At 73.8% G+C, this 18,824-nt stretch carries 17 protein-coding genes; 9 read left to right on the top strand and 8 right to left on the bottom strand.

Going from position 1 to position 18,824, the window contains the following annotated elements:
- Positions 1 to 172 precede the first annotated feature (172 nt).
- Both C8K30_RS17925 and C8K30_RS17930 read left to right on the top strand, forming a co-directional pair.
- Positions 173 to 1,483, top strand: coding sequence for a hypothetical protein (locus C8K30_RS17925; RefSeq protein ID WP_108494244.1), 1,311 nt, complete (start codon positions 173 to 175; stop codon positions 1,481 to 1,483).
- 93 nt (positions 1,484 to 1,576) lie between these two features.
- Entirely contained in the window at positions 1,577 to 2,401 is an 825-nt protein-coding gene (locus C8K30_RS17930; protein ID WP_108494245.1) for a hypothetical protein, read from the top strand.
- A 1-nt stretch (position 2,402) separates the two neighbouring features.
- Here the strand turns inward: C8K30_RS17930 and C8K30_RS17935 are convergent, their stop codons facing one another.
- On the bottom strand, positions 2,403 to 2,639 hold the full coding sequence (locus tag C8K30_RS17935) for a hypothetical protein (protein ID WP_146197519.1): 237 nt from the start codon (positions 2,637 to 2,639) through the stop codon (positions 2,403 to 2,405).
- A gap of 82 nt (positions 2,640 to 2,721) precedes the next feature.
- On the opposite strand from C8K30_RS17935, the gene C8K30_RS17940 reads away from it, so the two are divergent.
- Positions 2,722 to 3,477, top strand: coding sequence for an alpha/beta fold hydrolase (locus C8K30_RS17940; RefSeq protein ID WP_108494247.1), 756 nt, complete (start codon positions 2,722 to 2,724; stop codon positions 3,475 to 3,477).
- A 23-nt stretch (positions 3,478 to 3,500) separates the two neighbouring features.
- Here C8K30_RS17940 and C8K30_RS17945 read toward each other — a convergent pair whose 3' ends face one another.
- The gene (locus C8K30_RS17945; protein ID WP_158281044.1) at positions 3,501 to 4,037 is read right to left on the bottom strand and encodes a DUF1990 family protein; all 537 of its coding nucleotides are present in this window, start codon (positions 4,035 to 4,037) and stop codon (positions 3,501 to 3,503) included.
- 54 nt (positions 4,038 to 4,091) lie between these two features.
- Here C8K30_RS17945 and C8K30_RS17950 point away from each other — a divergent pair, with 54 nt between their 5' ends.
- From C8K30_RS17950 to C8K30_RS17960, 3 genes are all read left to right on the top strand, one after another.
- A complete protein-coding gene (locus C8K30_RS17950; protein WP_108494249.1) occupies positions 4,092 to 4,676 on the top strand; it encodes a hypothetical protein in 585 nt (194 codons plus the stop codon).
- A 263-nt stretch (positions 4,677 to 4,939) separates the two neighbouring features.
- Positions 4,940 to 6,001, top strand: coding sequence for an IS110 family transposase (locus tag C8K30_RS17955; RefSeq protein ID WP_108494250.1), 1,062 nt, complete (start codon positions 4,940 to 4,942; stop codon positions 5,999 to 6,001).
- 176 nt (positions 6,002 to 6,177) lie between these two features.
- Positions 6,178 to 7,128: an alpha/beta fold hydrolase gene (locus tag C8K30_RS17960; protein WP_108494251.1), complete on the top strand. Its 951-nt coding sequence runs from the start codon at positions 6,178 to 6,180 to the stop codon at positions 7,126 to 7,128.
- Here the strand turns inward: C8K30_RS17960 and C8K30_RS17965 are convergent.
- Entirely contained in the window at positions 7,067 to 8,302 is a 1,236-nt protein-coding gene (locus C8K30_RS17965) for a cytochrome P450 (RefSeq protein WP_108494252.1), read from the bottom strand. The two genes, C8K30_RS17960 and C8K30_RS17965, sit on opposite strands and share 62 nt — an antisense overlap.
- A 204-nt stretch (positions 8,303 to 8,506) precedes the next feature.
- Here C8K30_RS17965 and C8K30_RS17970 point away from each other — a divergent pair, with 204 nt between their 5' ends.
- Positions 8,507 to 10,150: an FAD/NAD(P)-binding protein gene (locus tag C8K30_RS17970; protein ID WP_108494253.1), complete on the top strand. Its 1,644-nt coding sequence runs from the start codon at positions 8,507 to 8,509 to the stop codon at positions 10,148 to 10,150.
- Positions 10,151 to 10,476: 326 nt separating this feature from the next.
- Here the strand turns inward: C8K30_RS17970 and C8K30_RS17975 are convergent, their stop codons facing one another.
- A complete protein-coding gene (locus C8K30_RS17975; protein ID WP_158281045.1) occupies positions 10,477 to 11,082 on the bottom strand; it encodes a hypothetical protein in 606 nt (201 codons plus the stop codon).
- On the bottom strand, positions 11,079 to 11,774 hold the full coding sequence (locus C8K30_RS17980) for a HEAT repeat domain-containing protein (RefSeq protein ID WP_108494255.1): 696 nt from the start codon (positions 11,772 to 11,774) through the stop codon (positions 11,079 to 11,081). The genes C8K30_RS17975 and C8K30_RS17980 overlap by 4 nt, the downstream gene beginning before the upstream one ends.
- 225 nt (positions 11,775 to 11,999) lie before the next feature.
- Here C8K30_RS17980 and C8K30_RS17985 point away from each other — a divergent pair, with 225 nt between their 5' ends.
- Positions 12,000 to 12,995: a hypothetical protein gene (locus C8K30_RS17985; protein WP_233257253.1), complete on the top strand. Its 996-nt coding sequence runs from the start codon at positions 12,000 to 12,002 to the stop codon at positions 12,993 to 12,995.
- 289 nt (positions 12,996 to 13,284) lie between these two features.
- On the opposite strand, the gene C8K30_RS17990 is transcribed toward C8K30_RS17985, so the two are convergent.
- Complete coding sequence (locus C8K30_RS17990; RefSeq protein ID WP_108494256.1) at positions 13,285 to 14,562, bottom strand: MFS transporter; 1,278 nt, start codon at positions 14,560 to 14,562, stop codon at positions 13,285 to 13,287.
- Positions 14,563 to 14,692: 130 nt separating this feature from the next.
- Here C8K30_RS17990 and C8K30_RS17995 point away from each other — a divergent pair, with 130 nt between their 5' ends.
- The gene (locus C8K30_RS17995; protein ID WP_108494257.1) at positions 14,693 to 17,119 is read left to right on the top strand and encodes a glycoside hydrolase family 3 C-terminal domain-containing protein; all 2,427 of its coding nucleotides are present in this window, start codon (positions 14,693 to 14,695) and stop codon (positions 17,117 to 17,119) included.
- Between the two features lies 1 nt (position 17,120).
- Here C8K30_RS17995 and C8K30_RS18000 read toward each other — a convergent pair whose 3' ends face one another.
- A complete protein-coding gene (locus C8K30_RS18000) occupies positions 17,121 to 17,771 on the bottom strand; it encodes a TetR/AcrR family transcriptional regulator (protein ID WP_108494258.1) in 651 nt (216 codons plus the stop codon).
- Positions 17,772 to 17,830: 59 nt separating this feature from the next.
- On the bottom strand, positions 17,831 to 18,742 hold the full coding sequence (locus tag C8K30_RS18005) for a hypothetical protein (protein ID WP_108494259.1): 912 nt from the start codon (positions 18,740 to 18,742) through the stop codon (positions 17,831 to 17,833).
- Positions 18,743 to 18,824 lie beyond the last annotated feature (82 nt).

Genomic DNA, 18,824 nt, shown 5'->3' on the forward strand with positions numbered 1-18,824 from the left:
AGCTGTGGGCGCGGCACCTGCCAGTGTCACGACAGCCTGGAAAGCACATCACCACGCTCCTCGCCACGCAGCACCGTTGCCGCGCCGCGGGAGCCCGCAAGAGCAGGCCCGCACGGCACACATGACGGGTGTGGGACCGCCCCGGCCCCCACGTTCAGCATGGAGGACCACGATGGACACCAACGAGAACGGCGACCCCGGCGTGCAGGGCCAGGACGAGGCGTTCGAGCTGCCTGCCGCCGCGCGGCGTACCCGGCGTCGGACCGGATGGATCGGTGCGGCCGCCGCGGTGGCCCTCGTCGCCGTCGGGGGCGGCGGGTACCTGGCGGGCGCCGCGGGGGCCGGCGGCCCCGACGGCATGGGCAAGAGCACGGCCGAGGCGCCGATCGTGCTGGACGCCCCGGTCGGTGCGGCGGACTCGCGCGGCGCCGAGCCGGCGCCCGGACCGATGGCGGCAACGGACACGGGTATCGCGCCCGAGAGTGCCGACCAGAAGTCGTCGTACCCGTACGACTTCTGGGGCCGCACCGTGTTCCACGCGGGTGCAGGCCTGTCGACGTCGGGCTCGGAGGCCGAGGCGTTCGGCCTCGACCCCGCCGGAGTCCTGTCGGCCGAGACGGCGCGCCGTGTCGGCGACACGCTCGGTGCCTCCGGGGAGCCGCGCCACGAGGGCGGTTCCTGGGTGGTCGGCCCGGTCGACGGCAGCGGCCCGACGGTCCACCTCTACGCGGACGGCTCGGGAAGCTTCGACTTCTACGACCCGGCGCGCGACCCATGGTCCTGCCCGTTCCCGGACAAGGCCGAGCCGGGTACGACCGGCGAGGGCGGCACCGACAGCCCGGAGATCCTCCCGGCCCCGGACTGCCCGACCGTCACTCCCGACGCGGCCCCGGCCATGGGCGACGCCGTCGCCGCGCTGCGGGACGTGATGGACCGCCTCGGCGTCGACCCCGCGGGCTTCGAGCTGGAGGCGGGCGAGTCGTACGAAGGCGACCCGTGGCGCTACGTCACGGCGTGGCAGGTGGTCGAGGGGCAGCGCACGGGGCTGTCGTGGAGCGCGTCGGTATCGCCGTCCGGCATCGCGAACCTGTACGGCTTCCTCGCGGAGACGATCTCGCTCGGCCAGTACCCGGTGGTGAGCGAGGCCGAGGCCGTGGAGCGCCTGGGTGACCCGCGGTTCGGCGCCTCGGGCGGCATGATCGCGCAGGCGGCGGACGCCCGCGCCGCGCAGGAGGGTGACACGGCCAGCAGCGAGATGATGCCCGCCCCGAACCCGACGGTGCCCCCCGCCCCGACCCCGGGCGCCCAGCTCGCCTGGCCGGTGACTGACGTGACGATCACGTCGGGCCGTCTCGGTGTGGCGCAGCAGTACATGCCGGACGGCGCGGTGCTGCTGCTCCCGGCCTATGAGCTCCGGGACACCGACGGCAACGTCTGGCCGGTCCTTGCGGTCACCGAGGACGTGCTCGACTTCACACCCTGATCAGCGGCCTGCGGCCATGAACATCCACACCGGCGAAACGCCGCGCGCGCTCAGATAGTCGACCTAGAACGGGCAGAGCAGTACGTTTCGCCTATGAGCAGTGACAGCGACGCGCCTCGGACCGAGGCCGGCGAGAACTCTGAGCGGATGGACCGCCTGCGGGCTCTGCTGACCAAGCCCATCAAGATCCCGGAGTCCGCGTCGAGCGACACCGAGGACGCCGACTACGCCGCACCGGTGGCAGCCGCCGCGGCGCCCAAGGGGGCCAAGACACCGATGACACCCGAGGCAACGCCGCCCAAGGGCGGCGCCAAGGTCCCCGTCGAGACGCCGCCCGCGGTCAAGGCGGCGGCCGAGGCGCTCGACCGCCTGAGCGACGAGGAGAAGGACGCCGTCGTCGAGGGCGCCGGGTCCGGCAAGCGCAGCAAGTCGCGGCGGACCTGGGCCGACGCCTACCTCGCCAAGCCGGACAAGCCCCTGACCCCCGAGGAGGTCCGCGCCGAGCTGACGGTCGCCCTGAAGGAGCAGGGGGCGGAGTTCCGGGAGCTCGCCGCCAAGCAGGGCACCGCACAGGAGAAGGCGCTCGAGCAGGCCCTCGAGGGCGCACGCGAGACGACGTCGGCCGAGCTGACCGCTGCCGTCGAGCAGGCTGTGGCCTCAGCCCGCGAGGAGGCGGCCCGGCTCCAGGGCCGGATCGACGAGCTCGCCTCGACCGCCGACACGCTCCGCACCGACCTCGATGCGGCGCGCGCCGTCGCCGACGCGGCTCGGGCAGCGGTGGACTCGGCCACGACGGCGGCTTCCGCGGCCCGCGAGACGGCGGACGCCGCCACCAAGAAGGCGGCCACCGCCACCACGTTCGCCTGGGTCGGCATCGTGCTGGCCCTGGTCGCCGCCGTGGTCGCGGTGGTGATGTAGCTCACCGCGGATCGTCGAGGTCGGCACCGGCGCGCAGCACGAAGCGCCGGTGCCGGGGCCGGCGTCCCTCGTCCCGGTGCCCGCCGTAGTACACGGGTGACTCCCTGACCGGCGCGTACGTGACCCGGGGGCCGGTGAACAGCTCGTCGAGCAGCGTTGCCAGCGCCACGTCGACCGACGACTCCACTGCGTGCGCGCTCGGCCGGCCGAGCGCCTGACCTTCCGTTGGTTCGTACATGTGTTCGAGTCTACCCGTCGCCCGGACTGGAGTCCACCGAATGCGTTGGCCACTGCTGCGCCGCCACGGCTACCGTCGGCGGATGATCCTCAGCCACGACACCACGGGTTCCGGCCCGGCCGTCCTGCTCCTGCACGCCGGCGTCGCCGACTCCCGCATGTGGGGCCCCCAACGCGCTCCCCTCGCCCAGCAGCACCGCGTCATCCGGTGCGACCTGCGCGGCTACGGCGACACGCCGCTCACCAGCGAGACGTTCGACAACGCGGGCGACGTGCACGCGCTGCTCGGCTCGCTGGGCGAGCGTCAGGTGGCGATCGTCGGGGCGTCGTCGGGCGGCAACGTCGCCCTCCAGATCGCCTCGCAGTGGCCGGAGCTCGTGTCCCACCTCGTGCTGCTGAACTCGGCCTTCGCGCTGCCCGCCACCCGCTCCCTGCAGCGGTTCGCCCGCCGCGAGGACGCGCTCCTGGAGGCCGGCGACATCGAGGGCGCCACCGAGCTCAACGTCGCCACCTGGCTCGGGCCCGACGCCGACGACGAGGCCCGCGAGCTGGTGCGCACCATGCAGCGCCACGCCTTCCAGGTCCAGCTCGGCGCCGGGGAGGACATCCACCAGGAGGCCGGCCCCGAGATCGACCTCGAGGCGATCACCGCACGCACCCTGATCGTCTCCGGCGGCCAGGACCTCGACCACTTCCGCGCGGTGGCCAACCACCTGGCCGGGCGCATCCCCGGCGCCAAGCACACGCAGCTCGGCTGGGCCGGCCACCTGCCGAACCTGGAGCGCCCCGACGAGGTGACGGCGCTCGTCACGGAGTTCCTGGCCGAGTTCCCGGGCTGAGCTCCCGAGCTGAGCCGCCCCGGCTAGCCGGCCTGCGCCGTCGCCAGGTACCCGCGCGTCACACGGTCCTGGACCCGGTGGGCGATGCGCGGCAGGATCCGGGAGCCCCAGAAGTCGTGCCGGGCCACGGCGTGAACCTCGAAGACGAGGCCCGACGAGACGCCGTCGTCGCGCAGCACGCGGAAGGTCTCGACGCCCGTCTCCGGGTGGTGCGGCAGGGTCGCGTAGGTGAAGCCTGCGGCGTCGGGCCCCCGGACGACGTCGACCACCCGGCACGGGGCCGCGAACCAGAACGGGCCGACCCGCACGCCCTGCACCACGGTCACACCCACCTCCGCGGGCCCGCTCGGGGCGATGACCAGCCCGGCGCCGCGGTGGATGGCCCAGCCGAACAGCGCGTCGGCGGTCGCCTCGAACGACGCGCCGGGGCCGAGCGTGACGCGCTCCCGCAGCACGCGGCTGCCCGGCGGGGGCGCGTCCAGCCAGCCGAGGTCCGCCGTCGGGCGCTCGGCGGCGGAACGCTGGAGCACCCGCGCGAGATCAGGCCTGGTCAGCTGCACAGCCAAACGGTACCTGCCGCCGGGCGTGGGCCCACCCGTGTACCTTTCACATCCATGGCGACCGAACACGACGCCCCGATCCAGCCCGGCGGCGTCCCCCGGCATGCCTCCGCCAAGGAGCGCAGGGCCCGGGGGCTCAAGCCCTTCCTGTCCGACCTCAAGGCCGAGGTGCAGAACCAGCTCTCCCGCGCCGAGGCCCCGGTCCGGCCCGAGGACATTTCCGCGGACACGTCCGGGCAGGTGACCCAGGTGGTCCAGCCGGCGGCCCAGGCGCAGCAGGCTCAGCAGATCGAGGCCGCCCCCGCCCGACACCCGCGGCAGACCGACAACGGTGCGGCGCTCGCCCAGGCCGCGCTGGCGACGGCCGACCACGCGGGTGCCGAGGCCGCGGCCGCGCGGGCCGACGCCGCGGCGGCCCGCACCGAGGCGGCCGCCGCCCAGGCCACCGCGGCCAGGGCCGACTCCCAGCTGCAGGCCGCCCGCGCGGAGATCGAGGCCGCCCACAAGGAGTTCGAGACCCTCCGGACGCAATTCGACGCCGCCCAGGAGCGCACCAGGCAGCACATCCTGATCGCCTGGATCGGCGCGGGCGCCGGGGTGCTGCTCGCGGTCGTCGCGCTGGTCCTCGGCTTCCTCTGACTGTGAGGATCGCTTTCGCAGCCTGAGAGTGCTGGGGCTGTGGGCTGGTGGCCGCGTGTGTGACCCATCCTCTGACTGGCCTCGTGCCTTTGGCGGGACTTGTCCACACACGGTCACCGGCCCCGGCCCGGTCGGAGCAGCTGGCCTGATCAGGAGCTTGACCGCCTGGCGTTAGCGGCGCCAGGCGTGTCCCGTCACAGTCCTGCCGTGTTCTCCGCCCCGGACCGGAACCCTCGCGTCCCGTCCCAGGCAGGAGAGAACGCATGACCAGTCTTACCGATCTACGCCAAGCCGTCGACGTCGTGATCGGCGTCGACACCCACGTCAACACCCACACCGCCGCCGTCGTGGACACCCACACCGGAGGCGTCCTGGCAGAGCTCACCGTCCCGACCACCCCGACCGGTTACGCCCGGCTGGTCGAGCTCGCCGACGAGCACAGCGCTCTGCGCGCCTGGGCGATCGAGGGCACAGGGGGTCACGGCGCCGGCCTGGCCCGGGTCCTGGCCGACCGTGACGAGGTCGTCGTCGAGCTCGACCGCCCCCAACGGGCAGCCCGCCGCAACGGCGCCAAGTCCGACCCGCTCGACGCGGCCCGCGCCGCCCGCGAGGCACTGACCCGGACCCGGCTCGGGACCCCGCGCACCGGCGGGGACCGGCAGGCCCTGTCGGTGCTGCTGGCCGCCCGCCGCTCGGCCGTCGAAGCATCGGGGGACGCCCAGCGGCAGGTGTTCAGCCTGGTCATCGCCGCCCCCGAGAAGATCCGCGACAAGTTCCGCGGGCAGAAGATCCCGCAGATGCTCACCACCGCGGCCGCCCTGCGCGTCCACTCCACCTGGGACGTCGAGACCCGCACCACCGTGACCGTGCTGCGGTCCCTGGCCCGCCGCGCCCGAGCCCTCACAGCCGAGTCGGACGAGCACACCACGACGATCCTGGCACTGGTCCGTGCCTGGCGGGCCGACCTGCTCGACCTGCCCGGCGTCGGCCCGATCACCGCTGCAGTCGTCTTGTGTGCCTGGTCCCACCCCGGACGGGTCCACTCCGAGGCCGCGTTCGCGATGCTCGCCGGCACAGCACCGATCCCGGCCAACAGCGGGCAAGTCACCAGCCGCTACCGCCTCAACCGGTACGGCGACCGGCAGCTCAACCGCGCCCTGCACACCATCGCCCTGTCCCGCACCCGCTACCACCAGCCCACCCGCGACTATGTCGCCCGCCGCACCAGCGAAGGCAAGACCCCACGGGAAATCAAACGCTGCCTCAAGCGCTACATTGCCCGCGACCTCTACCGCCGCCTCGAGAACTCACCCACCACGACTTGACGAACCATAGGAGCGTCCCCAGCCACGAAACCCTCGCGGATGTCCGCTACGACCAAGCAGTCCGGCATGGAGATCTCGCGAGCTCCGCGCCGGACCGCTCGGTCGTGGTGGACCTCTTGGATTCCTCTCTCCGTCGCGGACCGATGAGTTTCCGGGCGGCCCGGCGTCGGACGGACATGACCGAGACCCTTGTCGACGTACCGGGCGCGCAGCTGTGCACCGAGACCTTCGGCGACCCGGCCGACCCGGCGATCCTCCTGATCGGCGGGATCATGGGCGCCATGGACTGGTGGCACGACGACTTCTGCCGGGCTCTGGCCGACGGCGGCCCCGGCGTCGGCGAGCACAGCGGCAAGCACGGCGGCACGCGCGGCAGGCGGCCCGGCCGGTACGTGATCCGCTACGACCACCGCGACACCGGCCGGTCCCGGACCGACCCGCCCGGCGCGCCGTCGTACACCGGGGACGACCTCGCGCTGGACCCCGTCCGGCTGCTCGACGCGCTCGGGATCGGCCGCGCGCACCTGGCCGGGGTGTCGATGGGCGGCGGGATCGCCCAGCAGGTGGCTATCGAGCACCCCGACCGGGTCGCCTCGCTCACGCTGATCTCGACGAGCCCGGTCACGCGCGGCGACGGTCCGAGCCTGCCCGAGCCCGCCCCGGAGATCAGGGCGCAGTTCGACGACCCGCCGCCGGACCCCGACTGGGGCGACCCGGACGCCGTCGTGCGGTCCCTCGCGGAGGCCGAGCGGGCCTACGCCGGGCCCGGCTACGACGAGGCGGCAGCGCTCGCGACGGCCCGCCGCGTCGTCGAGCGGTCGATCGACCCGGCGGCCGCGGCCAACCACCTCCTGGTCGAGAGCAGCCCGGTACGCGGCACGCTCGCCGACGTCGCCGTGCCCACCGTGGTGCTGCACGGCGAGGCCGACCCGCTGTTCCCGCCGGAGCACGGCGCGGCGCTGGCCGCTGCGATCGACGGCGCACGGCTCGTGCCGCTGCCCGGCGTCGGGCACCAGTACCCGCCGCGCAGCGCGTGGGACGTGGTCGTGCCGGAGATCGTCGCGATCACGGCGCCTCGAACCGCACCGGGAGCTGCCACGGCATCGACGACCACAGGGTCCCCGTAGCGTGCAGCGAGTCCGGCGGGACCGTGAGCGTCACGCCGGCGAGGCGGCGTAGCGCCACGTCGACCGCCGTCTGCGCGATCACCCTGGCCGGGCGGCGCACCGGGCAGGCGTGCGGGCCCGCGCCCCACGTGAGGTAGGACAGGTTGCCGGGCTCGAGCCAGATGTCGTCACTGGCCGCGCGCGACTCCGCGCTCGCGCCCAGGATCCCCGGCACGACGGCGTCGCCCGCCCAGATCTTGCGGCCGCCGAGCACCGTGTCCGCCAGCGCGAAGCGGGGTGCGGTGTTGCTCGCGGGCGGGATCGAGCCGAGGACGGCCTCCAGCGTGTCCGACGCCGACAGCCGGCCGCCGGACCGGCCGTCGAACCGCGCGTCCGTCAGCCGCATCCGCAGCGACTGCGTGATCCACGCGACCTCGAACTCGCTGCCCAGGACGAGCATCGTGGAGACCGCGCTCTGCACGTCCTCGTCGGTCGGCTCGCTCCGGTGCCGCAGGATCGCCGACGTCATGTCGTTCGACGGCTGCTCACGGCGCCTGGCGACCAGGTCCACGATGAGGCTCTTCTGCGCCTTGAGCGCCTCGGCGGCCTCCACGCCCTCGCCCCGGAAGATCCCGCGCGCGTGGCCGAGCATGGCCTGCGCCTCCTCAGGACTGAGCCCGAACATCGTCGACATCGCGAGCAGCGGGATCGCCCACGCGTAGTCGCCGACGAGATCGGCCTCGCCCCGGGCCACCACCGCGTCCAGCGTGGTCTCGCACCACTGCCGGACGGTGACCGCGAGGCGGTGCTCGTCGAACCCGTCGAACGAGTCGTCGATGAGGCGGCGCAGGTGCCGGTGCCGCGCCGCGTCGACGTAGTAGACGCTGTCCCGCGGGGCGAGGATCGCCCCGATGCCGCTGCCCGGGTCCACCGTGCCGTCCGCGACCAGGCCCCAGTTGCGCGAGTCGCGCGAGTACAGGCCGTCGGTCCGCAGCACCGTCGCCAGCTCCCGGTGCCCCAGGACGAGCCAGGCCCGCACACCGGGCGTCAGGAGCACGGGAGCCACGTTGCCCCACCTGGCCCGCAGCCGCTCGTAGACCCGCGCGGGGTCGGGGCTCCTGGTGGTCTCGGCGAGCGGGGTCAGGTCGTCCAGGTCGGCCAGGGGCTCCGACAGAGTGGTCGTCGTGGCTGTCATGACTCCCCGTTCTCAGCGCGCAACGGGCGCGCGCTACTTCGTCGATCGGAACGTATCGCATGTCCGGCGCGCTGTAACGAAAAATCTGGCGGGTCCCGAAATCGGGAGCGACCACTTGCCGTTATCCTCGGGTTTTCGCCCGGACAGCTGGCTCCGGGCGCCGCCGGGACGGCGGTACGGACCGCCGAACGGAGCACCTCGAGCATGCAGCGGACCATTGCCGTCGTCGGGGGCGGCGCGGCCGGCGTCATCCTCTCGGCCCACCTGCTGCGCGCCGCCGCGTCGTCCGGACGGGCGGGCCACTCGGTGCAGGTGCTGCTCGTCGACCCGGCCGAGACGCCCGGCCGCGGCCTGCCCTACCGGACCACCGACCCGCGGCACACGCTGAACGCGGTAGTGGCCCGGCTCAGCGCCTTCGACGACGACCCCGAGCACCTGCTGCGCTGGTGCGCGTCCGCCGGCGTGCCCGCCGAGCCGGGCACGTTCCTGCAGCGCGCCGACTTCGGGCGCTACCTCACCGAGCTCCTGCCGTCGATCCCCGTCCCCGAGGGGAGCAGCCTGCGGCACGTGCGCGGGACGGTCGTCGACGTCGTGGACGGGCCCGACGCCGGGGGCGGGCCGGGCGCTGAGGGCAGGCCGGGTGTCGCGGGCGGGCCCGACGTTGGGGACGGGCCCGGCATCGGTGGCGGGGGCATCGAGGGTGGGCCGGGCGTCGTGCTCACCCTGGCCGACGGCGGCACCCTGCGCGCCGACGCCGCCGTCCTCGCGCTGGGCACGCCGCCGCCGGTGCGGCTGCCCGAGTACGAGCCGTGGGGCGAGCGCTACGTCGCCGACCCGTGGTCACCGGACCTCGACGAGCGGGCGGCCGATGCCCGCCGGGTCCTCGTCGTGGGCACGGGCCTGACGACGCTTGACGTCGTCGCCCACCTGCATGCCCTGCTGCCCGACGCGCGGTTCACCGCCGTCTCCCGCGGCGGCACCCTGCCCGCCGCACACGCCGCCGACCCGCTGCCGCCTGCGGTCGAGGTCGATCTCGGCGCGGTGGGCGAGCTCGGCGAGGTCGGCTCGGACCGGGCGTTCGACGGGAACGGCGCCGGGAACGGTACGGACAGCGGGAACAGCGACGGGAATGACGGCAGGAACGGTACGGACGGCGGGGACGGCGGGGACGGAGCGCCCGCCGCGTTCTGGCTCGGCGCCACGCTCGACCACGTGCGCCGCCACATAGCCGGCGAGCGTGCGGCGGGCCGCGACTGGCGTGCCGTGATCGACGCCGTCCGTCCGCAGGTCAACCCGGCCTGGGCACGGCTCACCGCCGACGAGCAGGCGACGTTCCAGCGGGACCACGCGCGCTCCTGGGAGAACGTGCGGCACCGCATGTCGCACGCCATGCGCACGCACGTGGACCAGCTCGTCGCCGACGGCGTCCTCACCGTCGGCACGGTCGCTGAGGCGCGGGACGCCAACGGAGCGGACGGGCAGGGCGGAGCGAACGCACAGGGCGGAGCGAACGGGCAAGGCGAAACGAACGGGCAAGGCGGAGCAGACCGCCCGTGGAACACCGCAGCGTTCGACCTCGTCGTCGGCGCCACGGGACTCCCGCCCCTGACCTCCCCCGGCTGGAACCCCCTGGTGGACGCCCTCCTAGCACGCGGCCTGGTGCGCCTGCACCGCCTCGGCACGGGCCTCGACCTGACGCCGGACGCCGCCCTGATCGACGCAGCCGGCGTCGGCCACCCGCGGCTGCGCGCCATGGGCCTGGCCCGACGCGGCCTGGAGTGGGAGTGCACGTCGATACCGGACCTCCGCCGCCAGTCCGCCCAGCTCTCGGACGAGCTGCTCGGCTAACCCTGGCCACACCGCCAACCCACGGTTCGCCCACCGAACCGCAACCTGCTCGTCCTCCCACCCACCGAACCGCAACCTGAGAGTGCACCCGTACGCCGAACCGCAACGACACGCCGAACCGCCGCGGCGCACCGGCGTGTCGTTTCGGTTCGGCGAACAGACGCACCACCAACCTGCGGTTCGAGGCAGCCGACCGTGTCGAGACACCGCCGCCCCCGGCGACGCGCCTCAGCCGCGTACCCACGACGCGCCTCAGCCGGTGTACCGGCGACGGGCCGCAGCCGGCGTACCGGCGACGCGCCTCAACCGGCGTACCGCGACCCGCCTCAGCCCGCGTAGTGGTCCAGAATGACCTGGGCATCCTTGCGCAGCTCAGGATCCGGCTCCACGCTCGCGGCAGCCTCGAGGTCGGGGCGGAACTGCGCCCACCGGGAGTACGAGATCGCCCAGATCCCGGCTCTCCGGACAGCAGAGTCGTCGCTCCGGACGGCCTTGCGCAGCCGCTTGTAGAACCGCCGGTCGAACTCGGGCGGTGCGCCCATGCCCGCGCGCAGGACCGCTGCGCTGGTCGCCTCGGGGCCCTTGGCTCTGTCCACTGCCGAGAGCAGCTCCTTGAGTGTCCAGGGGTGCACGCCCCGTTCGATCGATTCGACGATGCCCTGCACGTCGTCGGCCGGAGTGCCGGCCAGGACGAGCACCGAGCACCCCGACCGGCTGTCCACCGCGTACTGCAGGACGATCCCCGGGGTGAGCTGCCAGATCACCTCTCGTACGATCCCGTCGACGACGTCGTCGGACTCGTCCTTGACGAGCTCGTAGCCGCCCTCGGCAGCGAACGCCATGACCTCCTCATCGCTGCCCCAGTCCCGCAGGACCAGCCGGCGCGACGTGTGGACGGCCCCCGGGCCGCGCATCCCGCCCGCCCTCATCATGCGCGCTGCCCGCCGACCCCTTCGGCGTCGAACGCGTCGAGGAGGATCTGCGCGGTGCTCCACACGTCGTACTCCGGGTCGTGGTCACGGAGCGCCTCGAGCCGGCGCCGGTACTGCGGCTGGGGCACGTAGGAGACCGCCCACACGGCAGCCTCCCGGACGCGTGCGTCGGGGTGCTGCAGCGCCCCGTCGATGACGGCGAAGAAGCGCTCGTCGAGCTTCCGCGGCGCCCCGAGGCCCGCCCGGATGACGGCGCGGGCCAGCTCGACCGGCTCCGTCTCGGAGTCGACGGCGGTGAGCAGGTCCTCCACCCGCCACGCGTCCAGGCGCGCCTCGGCGAGCTCGGTCGCGCCCTCGACCGCCGCGGCGTCCTCCCCCGCGAAGCACAGGTAGCTGTGCCGCGAGACGTCGTCCTCGCAGTACTCGACGGAGAGCGTGCCGACTCCCCAGCCGACCGCGTAGGAGATCCCCTCGTCGGGATCCGCCGTCGTCTCCCACTGCCGCGACCAGCCCAGCTCCACGGCGAAGCGGCCGACCCGCTCCTCGGCGAACCGCTCCCGCAGCACGACGTACCGCGCGCTCAGCACCATGGGCGGGGTACCGGGCCCGGCCTTCTCCTTGGTGGCGACGCTGCCGCTCTTGCTGCCGGTCTCGATGCCCGTCTCGATGCCGGTTCCCGTGCCAGTCCCCATCGCGGTTTCCTCCCGCTCCCGGTGAAGGTACGGATCGCCTCCACCCCCGAGACCGAGGACGCTACCGAGCGTCCAACTAAACGGACAAATCGTCATCCGTTTGCCATGCTCTCTTTGCTCGTCGGCAATGCCCGGGGTGAAGTCTGCCCGGGAGGATCGTTACCTGCCGTACCAACCGGGACGAGGGAAAACATGCCTGGACCTGCACGAACACTGAAGCTTGCCATGGGTACGACGGCGGCCGTGGTCGCCTTGGGCGTCGCGGCGGCGGGATCCGCGGCGGCGGGATCCGCGGCGGCGGGGCCGACGGCGGCCGCCCCGGAGCTGTCGGCGGCGAGCAACGCCGACGTCGCCCAGCGCTGGGCGCCCATCCACTACCAGGACGTGGACCAGACCGGCACCAACGCCCTGGGCGGCCGCTCGGACTACATCACGGCCTACGACTTCGACGGCGACCTGAACGCGCGCAACAACTGGGAGAACACCGGCAACCACACGCTGGCCGCCACCGCTTACTACTCCGTGCAGGAGACGGCCACCCACTGGTTCGTCACGTACATGTTCTTCCACCCGCGGGACTGGTCGGACTCGATCTTCGACACGGAGCACGAGAACGACGCCGAGGGTGCCATGGTCGCCGTCCAGAAGGACGGCTCGACGTACGGCGTGCTGCGCGGCGCCGTCACCGTGGCGCACACCAACTTCTACTCGTACACGCCGTCGGGCAGCACGTGGGGTGCGGGCGCCGAGAGCATCGACGGCACCCTCCAGCTGGCGACCAACCCGCACGACGGCCTGACCCACCCCGTCACCGCCCAGGAGGCCAAGGGCCACGGTCTCAAGGCCCGGCCCGGCTACGACATCGTGGGCGACGGCGTCATCTACTACCCGGCCGGCCGGGCCGAGGTGCCCGAGCACCCCGACGACCGGAACGTCGCCTACCGCCTGGTGGACGTCCAGGCCTCCGGCGGGCTCTGGGCGCAACGCAACAACACCCAGCTCTTCGCGAGCGCGGGCACGTTCGCGGGCGACGCCTCGGGCAGCTGCGGCGACGGCGGCATCTCCTGCTCCCAGAACTCGGCGAACGCGCCGTGGGGCTGGGACGACGGCGACGACGGTCCCGGCCGCGGCGCCCTCGCCACCGACCCGGCGGGGCTGTCCGCCAACTACTTCCGCATCCCTGAGCCCCTGAATCGGACCTACGTGAACAACCCGTACTGACCCCCGCCGGCTCGCGTGTCAGGCGCTCAGGTCGCTCGCGTGGCCTGGGCGCCTGACACGCCGTCGGCCGGATCCAATCGGCACTGAGACCGCCCGGGGAGACAGCTACTGCTCGGACTGTGTTGCGGACAGTAGACAATGTGCACTCTCAGCAACACAGTCCGAGCGCGTAGTGTCGCCCCCTCGCGCGCCTGCACCGCACTCAGGGTTCAAGTCGAGGTTGAGACTCTGCCAGCGTTCAAGTTCAGGTTGAGGTTCGGGCTCGGGCGCCGAGCGGGCCCGGCGCCCCTTATCGCGCGCCCTTGATGAACATGGTGCTCACCGCGCCCACGACGGCCACGAGCGCGCCCACCAGGAACAGCGCCGTGTAGTTCCCGCCCGAGCCGATCGCCAGCAGCGCCGGGGCAAGGGCCGGGGCGAGCGACTGCGGCAGGGCGTTGGCGATGTTGAACACGCCCATGTTCTTCGCGGCCTCCGTCTCCCGGTTGGGCAGCACGTCGGTCACGAGGGCCAGGTCGACGGCGAAGTACGCGCCGAGGCCCGCGCCGAACAGCGCCGCCCCCACGTACAGGTGGGCGGGCGCCCCGGCGAACGCGAACACGAGCAGGCCGGCGCCCGCCAGCACGGTGGAGACGATGACGAACACCTTGCGCCGGCCGGTGCGGTCCGACAGGGCACCGCCCGCCGAGCCCGCCAGCAGCAGCACCGCGGCCTGCACCACCATGAGGCGCAGCTGCCAGCCGAGCGCCGTCGGCTCGTCCATGCCGAACCGGTCCTGCAGGAAGTAGACCTGGTAGCTGTTGTAGAGCGCGAAGCCGAACAGGAGCAGGAACCGCCCCGCGAAGGCCCAGCCGAAGTCGGGGTGCTTGCGCGGCGAGACCCAGAACCCCGCGAGGAAGCGACCCAGGCGGAACGGCTCGACGTCGGCCGCGTCCAGGCGCCGGTCCCGCAGGACGGCGACGAGGGCCAGCACGCCCGCGATCCCGAGGAACGTGGGCAGCAGCAGCATCCACTCCGCGCTCGTCCCCGCCGCGATGAGCAGGGCCGCGAGGCCGACGCCGGCCAACGGCGCGAGGTTCTGCGCGATGCCGAGCCAGCCGGACACGCGGGCGCGCAGCGTCTCGTCGACCTGGTCGGGCAGGAGTGCCTGCAGTGCGGCCTGGGTGCCGTTGAACGCCGTCTGCGCGATGGCCCAGCCGACCACGACCACCGCGATGTTCGGGGCGAACGCGATGACCGCTATGCCGACCGAGCCGAGCAGCACGCCCCACAGCAGCCAGGGGCGCCGCATGCCGAGGCGGGAGGTGGTGCGGTCGGACAGCGCGCCCGCCAGCGGGTTGGCCACGAACGCGAAGAACGCGCCGACCCCGGTCACCAGCGCGAGGTCGCCCGCGCGGGCCTCGGGCGTCGACAGGTCGCTGACCCGCAGCGCCAGCGTGCTCATGACCGGGGTCAGGAGCGCCACGTACAGCGCGAAGAAGGCGACGACGTACGCGACGACGAGGCCGGTTCCCGCGGCACGTCGTGGTGCCGCGACGGCGACCGGGCTCGGATCGAGGGATGCCATGGTGACTCCTGAGTGGGGCGACGTCGCCCCGGATGGTCGGGCTCCCGGGCGGCCGCACCAGTGCCGGCCTACCGGGTGGTAGTTTTGAATTTCTACCACTCGGTAGGTTTAGAGAGCAAGGGAGCGCACCATGTCCATCGAGAAGCCCATCGAGAAGCCCATCGACGAGCTGACCCCGGACGCCGCCACACCGAGCCGCGTGTTCGACGTCGAGCACGTGCTGGCCGGGCTCACGCTCGAGGAGAAGGCGTCGTTGCTGTCGGGCCTGGACTTCTGGACCACGCAGCCGGTCGGCCGCGAAGGCGTCACCGTGCCGGGCGTCATGGTCACGGACGGCCCGCACGGGCTGCGCAAGCAGGCCGACTCCCCCGACCACCTCGGCCTCGGCAACTCCGTGCCGGCCACCTGCTTCCCCACCGCGGCCACGCTCGGCTCCACGTGGGACCCCGCGCTGCTGCGCCGGGTCGGCGAGGCGCTCGGCCGCGAGACGCGCGCCAACGACGTCGCCGTGCTGCTCGGCCCGGGGATCAACATCAAGCGGTCCCCGCTGAACGGGCGCAACTTCGAGTACCTCTCCGAGGACCCGGTGATCGCCGGCGAGCTCGGCGCCGCCCTCGTGGCCGGCGTCCAGTCCCAGGGCGTCGGCACGTCGCTGAAGCACTTCGCGGCCAACAACCAGGAAGCCGACCGGATGCGTGTCTCGGCCGACGTCGACGAGCGCACCCTGCGCGAGATCTACCTCGCCGGGTTCGAGCGCGTCGTCAAGCAGGCGCAGCCGTGGACCGTCATGTGCTCGTACAACAAGATCAACGACGTCTACGCGTCGCAGAACCACTGGCTGCTGACCGAGGTGCTGCGCGACGAGTGGGGCTTCGAGGGCCTCGTGATGTCCGACTGGGGCGCGGTGCGCGACCGGGTCGCCGCCGTCGCCGCCGGGCTCGACCTGGAGATGCCCGCCTCGGGCGGCCGGACCGACGCCGAGGTGGTCGCCGCCGTACGCGACGGCAGCCTGGACGAGGCGGTCGTCGACGTCGCCGCACGCCGCGTGCTGCACCTGGTCGCGCGCGCCCTGCCGGCGCTCGACTCCGCTCGCGCGGCCGCTGCCGGACCCGCCGCCGGCCCCGCGGGCTACGACGCCGACGCCCACCACGCCCTGGCCCGCGAGGCCGCTGCCGCCGGGACGGTGCTGCTGAAGAACGACGGCGTTCCCGTGGGCGGTGCGGCCGACAGCTCCGCCGACGGCGCGGCTGATCGCGAGGCCGCCGCGCCGCTGCTGCCGCTCGCGTCGGGCGACGGCGTCGCCGTCGTCGGCGAGCTGGCCCGCACACCGCGCTACCAGGGCGCCGGGTCCTCGCAGGTCAACCCCACGCGGCTCGACGACGCCCTGACCGCGCTGCGCGCCGCGACGGGGGCGGACGTGCCATTCGCCGCCGGGTACACGGTCGACGGCGCCGACCTGGGCTCGGGTACGGACGAGGCGGCGCTGCGCGCGCAGGCCGTCGAGGTGGCCCGCGCCGCCGGCACCGTCCTGGTCTTCCTCGGGCTGCCCGCCTCCTACGAGTCGGAGGGCTTCGACCGCGAGCACATGGACCTGCCCGCCGAGCAGGTCGCGCTGCTGGAGGCGGTGGCCGCGGTCAACCCGCGGATCGTGGTGGTGCTGGCGAACGGCTCGGCCGTCTCGGTCGCGGCCTGGCAGCACCTCGCCCCGGCAGTGGTCGAGGGCTGGCTCGGCGGGCAGGCCGGCGGCTCCGGCGTCGTCGACGTGCTGCTCGGCGCGGTTAACCCGGCCGGGCGCCTGGCCGAGACGCTGCCGCTGCGGCTGGTGGACAACCCGTCCTACGGCAACTTCCCCGGCGAGCTGGGGCACGTCCGCTACGGCGAGGGCGTCCTGGTGGGCTACCGCTGGTACGACGCGCGGCAGGCGGACGTCGCCTACCCGTTCGGGCACGGCCTGTCGTACACGACGTTCGCCTACGACGGCGTCGCCGCCGAGGCGCTCGCGCCGGGAAGCGACCCGGCCGCCGACGACGCCGCCGTGCGGGTCCGCGTGACCGTCACCAACACGGGCGAACTGCCGGGCGCCGAGGTGGTGCAGGTGTACGTCGGCGACCCGGTCGCGCAGGTGCTCCGCCCGGAGCGCGAGCTCAAGGCGTTCGCCAAGGTGGACCTCGCCCCGGGCGAGTCGCGCGAGCTCACCTTCGACCTCACGGCCCGCGACCTGTCCTACTGGCACCCCGTGCTGCGCCGCTGGGTGGTCGAGGGCGGCGAGTTCGTGGTCTCGGTCGGCGCCTCGTCGCGCGACCTGCGCGGCTCGGCCACAGTCGTGGTCGACGGCGACGACGTGCGGCTCCCGCTGGCGGAGCTGTCCACCGTGGCCGAGGCGATCGACCACCCCGTCGTCGGGCCGCAGGTCGACGCACTGGTGCACGGGGGCGCCGTCGCCGACGACATGCTCGGCATGATCGGCGACATGCCGCTCGCCGTCGTCGCCGACTTCGGCATGGCCGGCTTCGACCGCGCCCGGCTCGCGACGCTGCTGGCGGAGGCCAACGCCTGAGTCAGCGCAGGATCAGGTCCAGGTAGCCCTTGAGGTCGGCCGCCATGTCGACGCGGTCGGCGGCCGGCCGTTCCAGGGACAGCAGCCACTGCACCTGGAGGCCGTCCATGAGCGCCACCACGGTGCGCGCCGCCTGCTCCGGGTCGACTCCGGGGGCGAGCCCGCCACGCGCGGCCCGCTCCCGGAGCAGCTCGGACTGCTCGCGCACCACGCGCGTGTAGCGGCGCTGGAAGTACTCGTGGGCCGGGTGGTCGGGCGAGGTCGCCTCCGTGGACAGGCCCGCGAACAGCTCGACGAGCGGCCGGCGCAGGCGGTTGCGCTCCACGAGGTTGAGCAGCGCGTCGAAGTACTCGGTGCCGCGCGCGACGTCCTCGTCGAAGGACTCCTCGTCGACCGCGTCGCGGTACTCCAGCACCGCCTCCAGCAGGGCCGCCTTGTTCGGGAAGTGGTGCAGCAGGCCCGGGTGCGAGATCCCCACGCGCGCCGCGATGTCCCGCAGGGAGGCGCCGTGGTAGCCGACGTCGGCGAAGACCAGGATCGCCGTCCGGATGATCTCCTGCTGCGTCGCGCGGCCCCTGGCGTAGCCGCCGCGCGAGCCGGCGGTGGCGGCGCCGGGACTGGTGGACCGGCCGGTCTGGGCGCTGACGGACATGCCCCCAACGTACCCCGGGCGGGGGTGCCGACGGCGTTCGGCCCGGGCCCCGGCGCCGCTCAGGCGAGCCGCGCGCTCGCCACGAGCTGCTGGCCTACCTCCAGCCGCACGTCCGCCAGCCGGACGCCGTCCGGGAGCCTCCCGGCGAGGTCGATGTCCCGGCGCGTCGCCGCCTCGACCCGGCCGCGGACCGTCCCGAGCAGCGCCGCCACCAGCGGGTTGCCGCTCGCGAGCTGCACGTCGCGGACCGCGAGCACCATGTCCGCGTCGATGCTGACCGCCGCCGTCGCCTGGACGCGGGCCGAGAGGAACATGCCCTTCCTGATCGCGGCGTCGATCCGGAGCGCGGCCGCGCGCGGCCCCTGCGACACCACGTCGAGGTCCAGCCCGGTCAGCGTGATGCCCTGCTGCTGCAGCACGACGGTCAGCAGCCCGCGGGCCGTCGCGACCAGGCCGGCCTTGTCGACGGCGACGCGCGCATGGCCCGAGACCGGGCGCGCGCCGGTGGGCTCCACCGGCTGGATGCCGACGCGGCCGTCGGAGCCCTCTACCCAGTCGAACCGCAGGCCCTCGAGCTCAGCGGTGATGTCGACGGGCAGGTCCACCGCGACGAGCTGGTGGGCGTCCACACGGACGCGGCGCAGCGTCCCGGGCTCGCGCCGGACGACCTCGGGGTGCCACCGCTTCGCGGCGTCCGCCCCGCCGTCGAGGCGGACGACGACGCCCGACAGGTCGATGTCCGCGGAGGCCACGTCGGCGCCGTCGAGCACCGCGCTGATCGACGCCCGGTCGAGCCCGACGACCTGCCCGCCGATCTCGTCCGCGAGCGCGGCCCGGATGCGGGCGGCCAGGTCGGCGCCGTCGGCGGGCCGGGGCGCGGACCCGAGCGGGATCGGGCCGGGCGCGGGGCGGTCGGACGAGGTGGAACCGGACGAGGGGTCGGTTGCGGGGCGCGAGGAGGCGTCGGTCATGGACGCGAGACTAACTTCCGGAGCGCAAGCTCGATCGGCAGAATGTCAGGTGGTCAGCGACCCGGGTTGCTGACCCCTGACA

Source organism: Promicromonospora sp. AC04, assembly GCF_003058225.1.
Classification (GTDB): domain Bacteria; phylum Actinomycetota; class Actinomycetes; order Actinomycetales; family Cellulomonadaceae; genus Promicromonospora.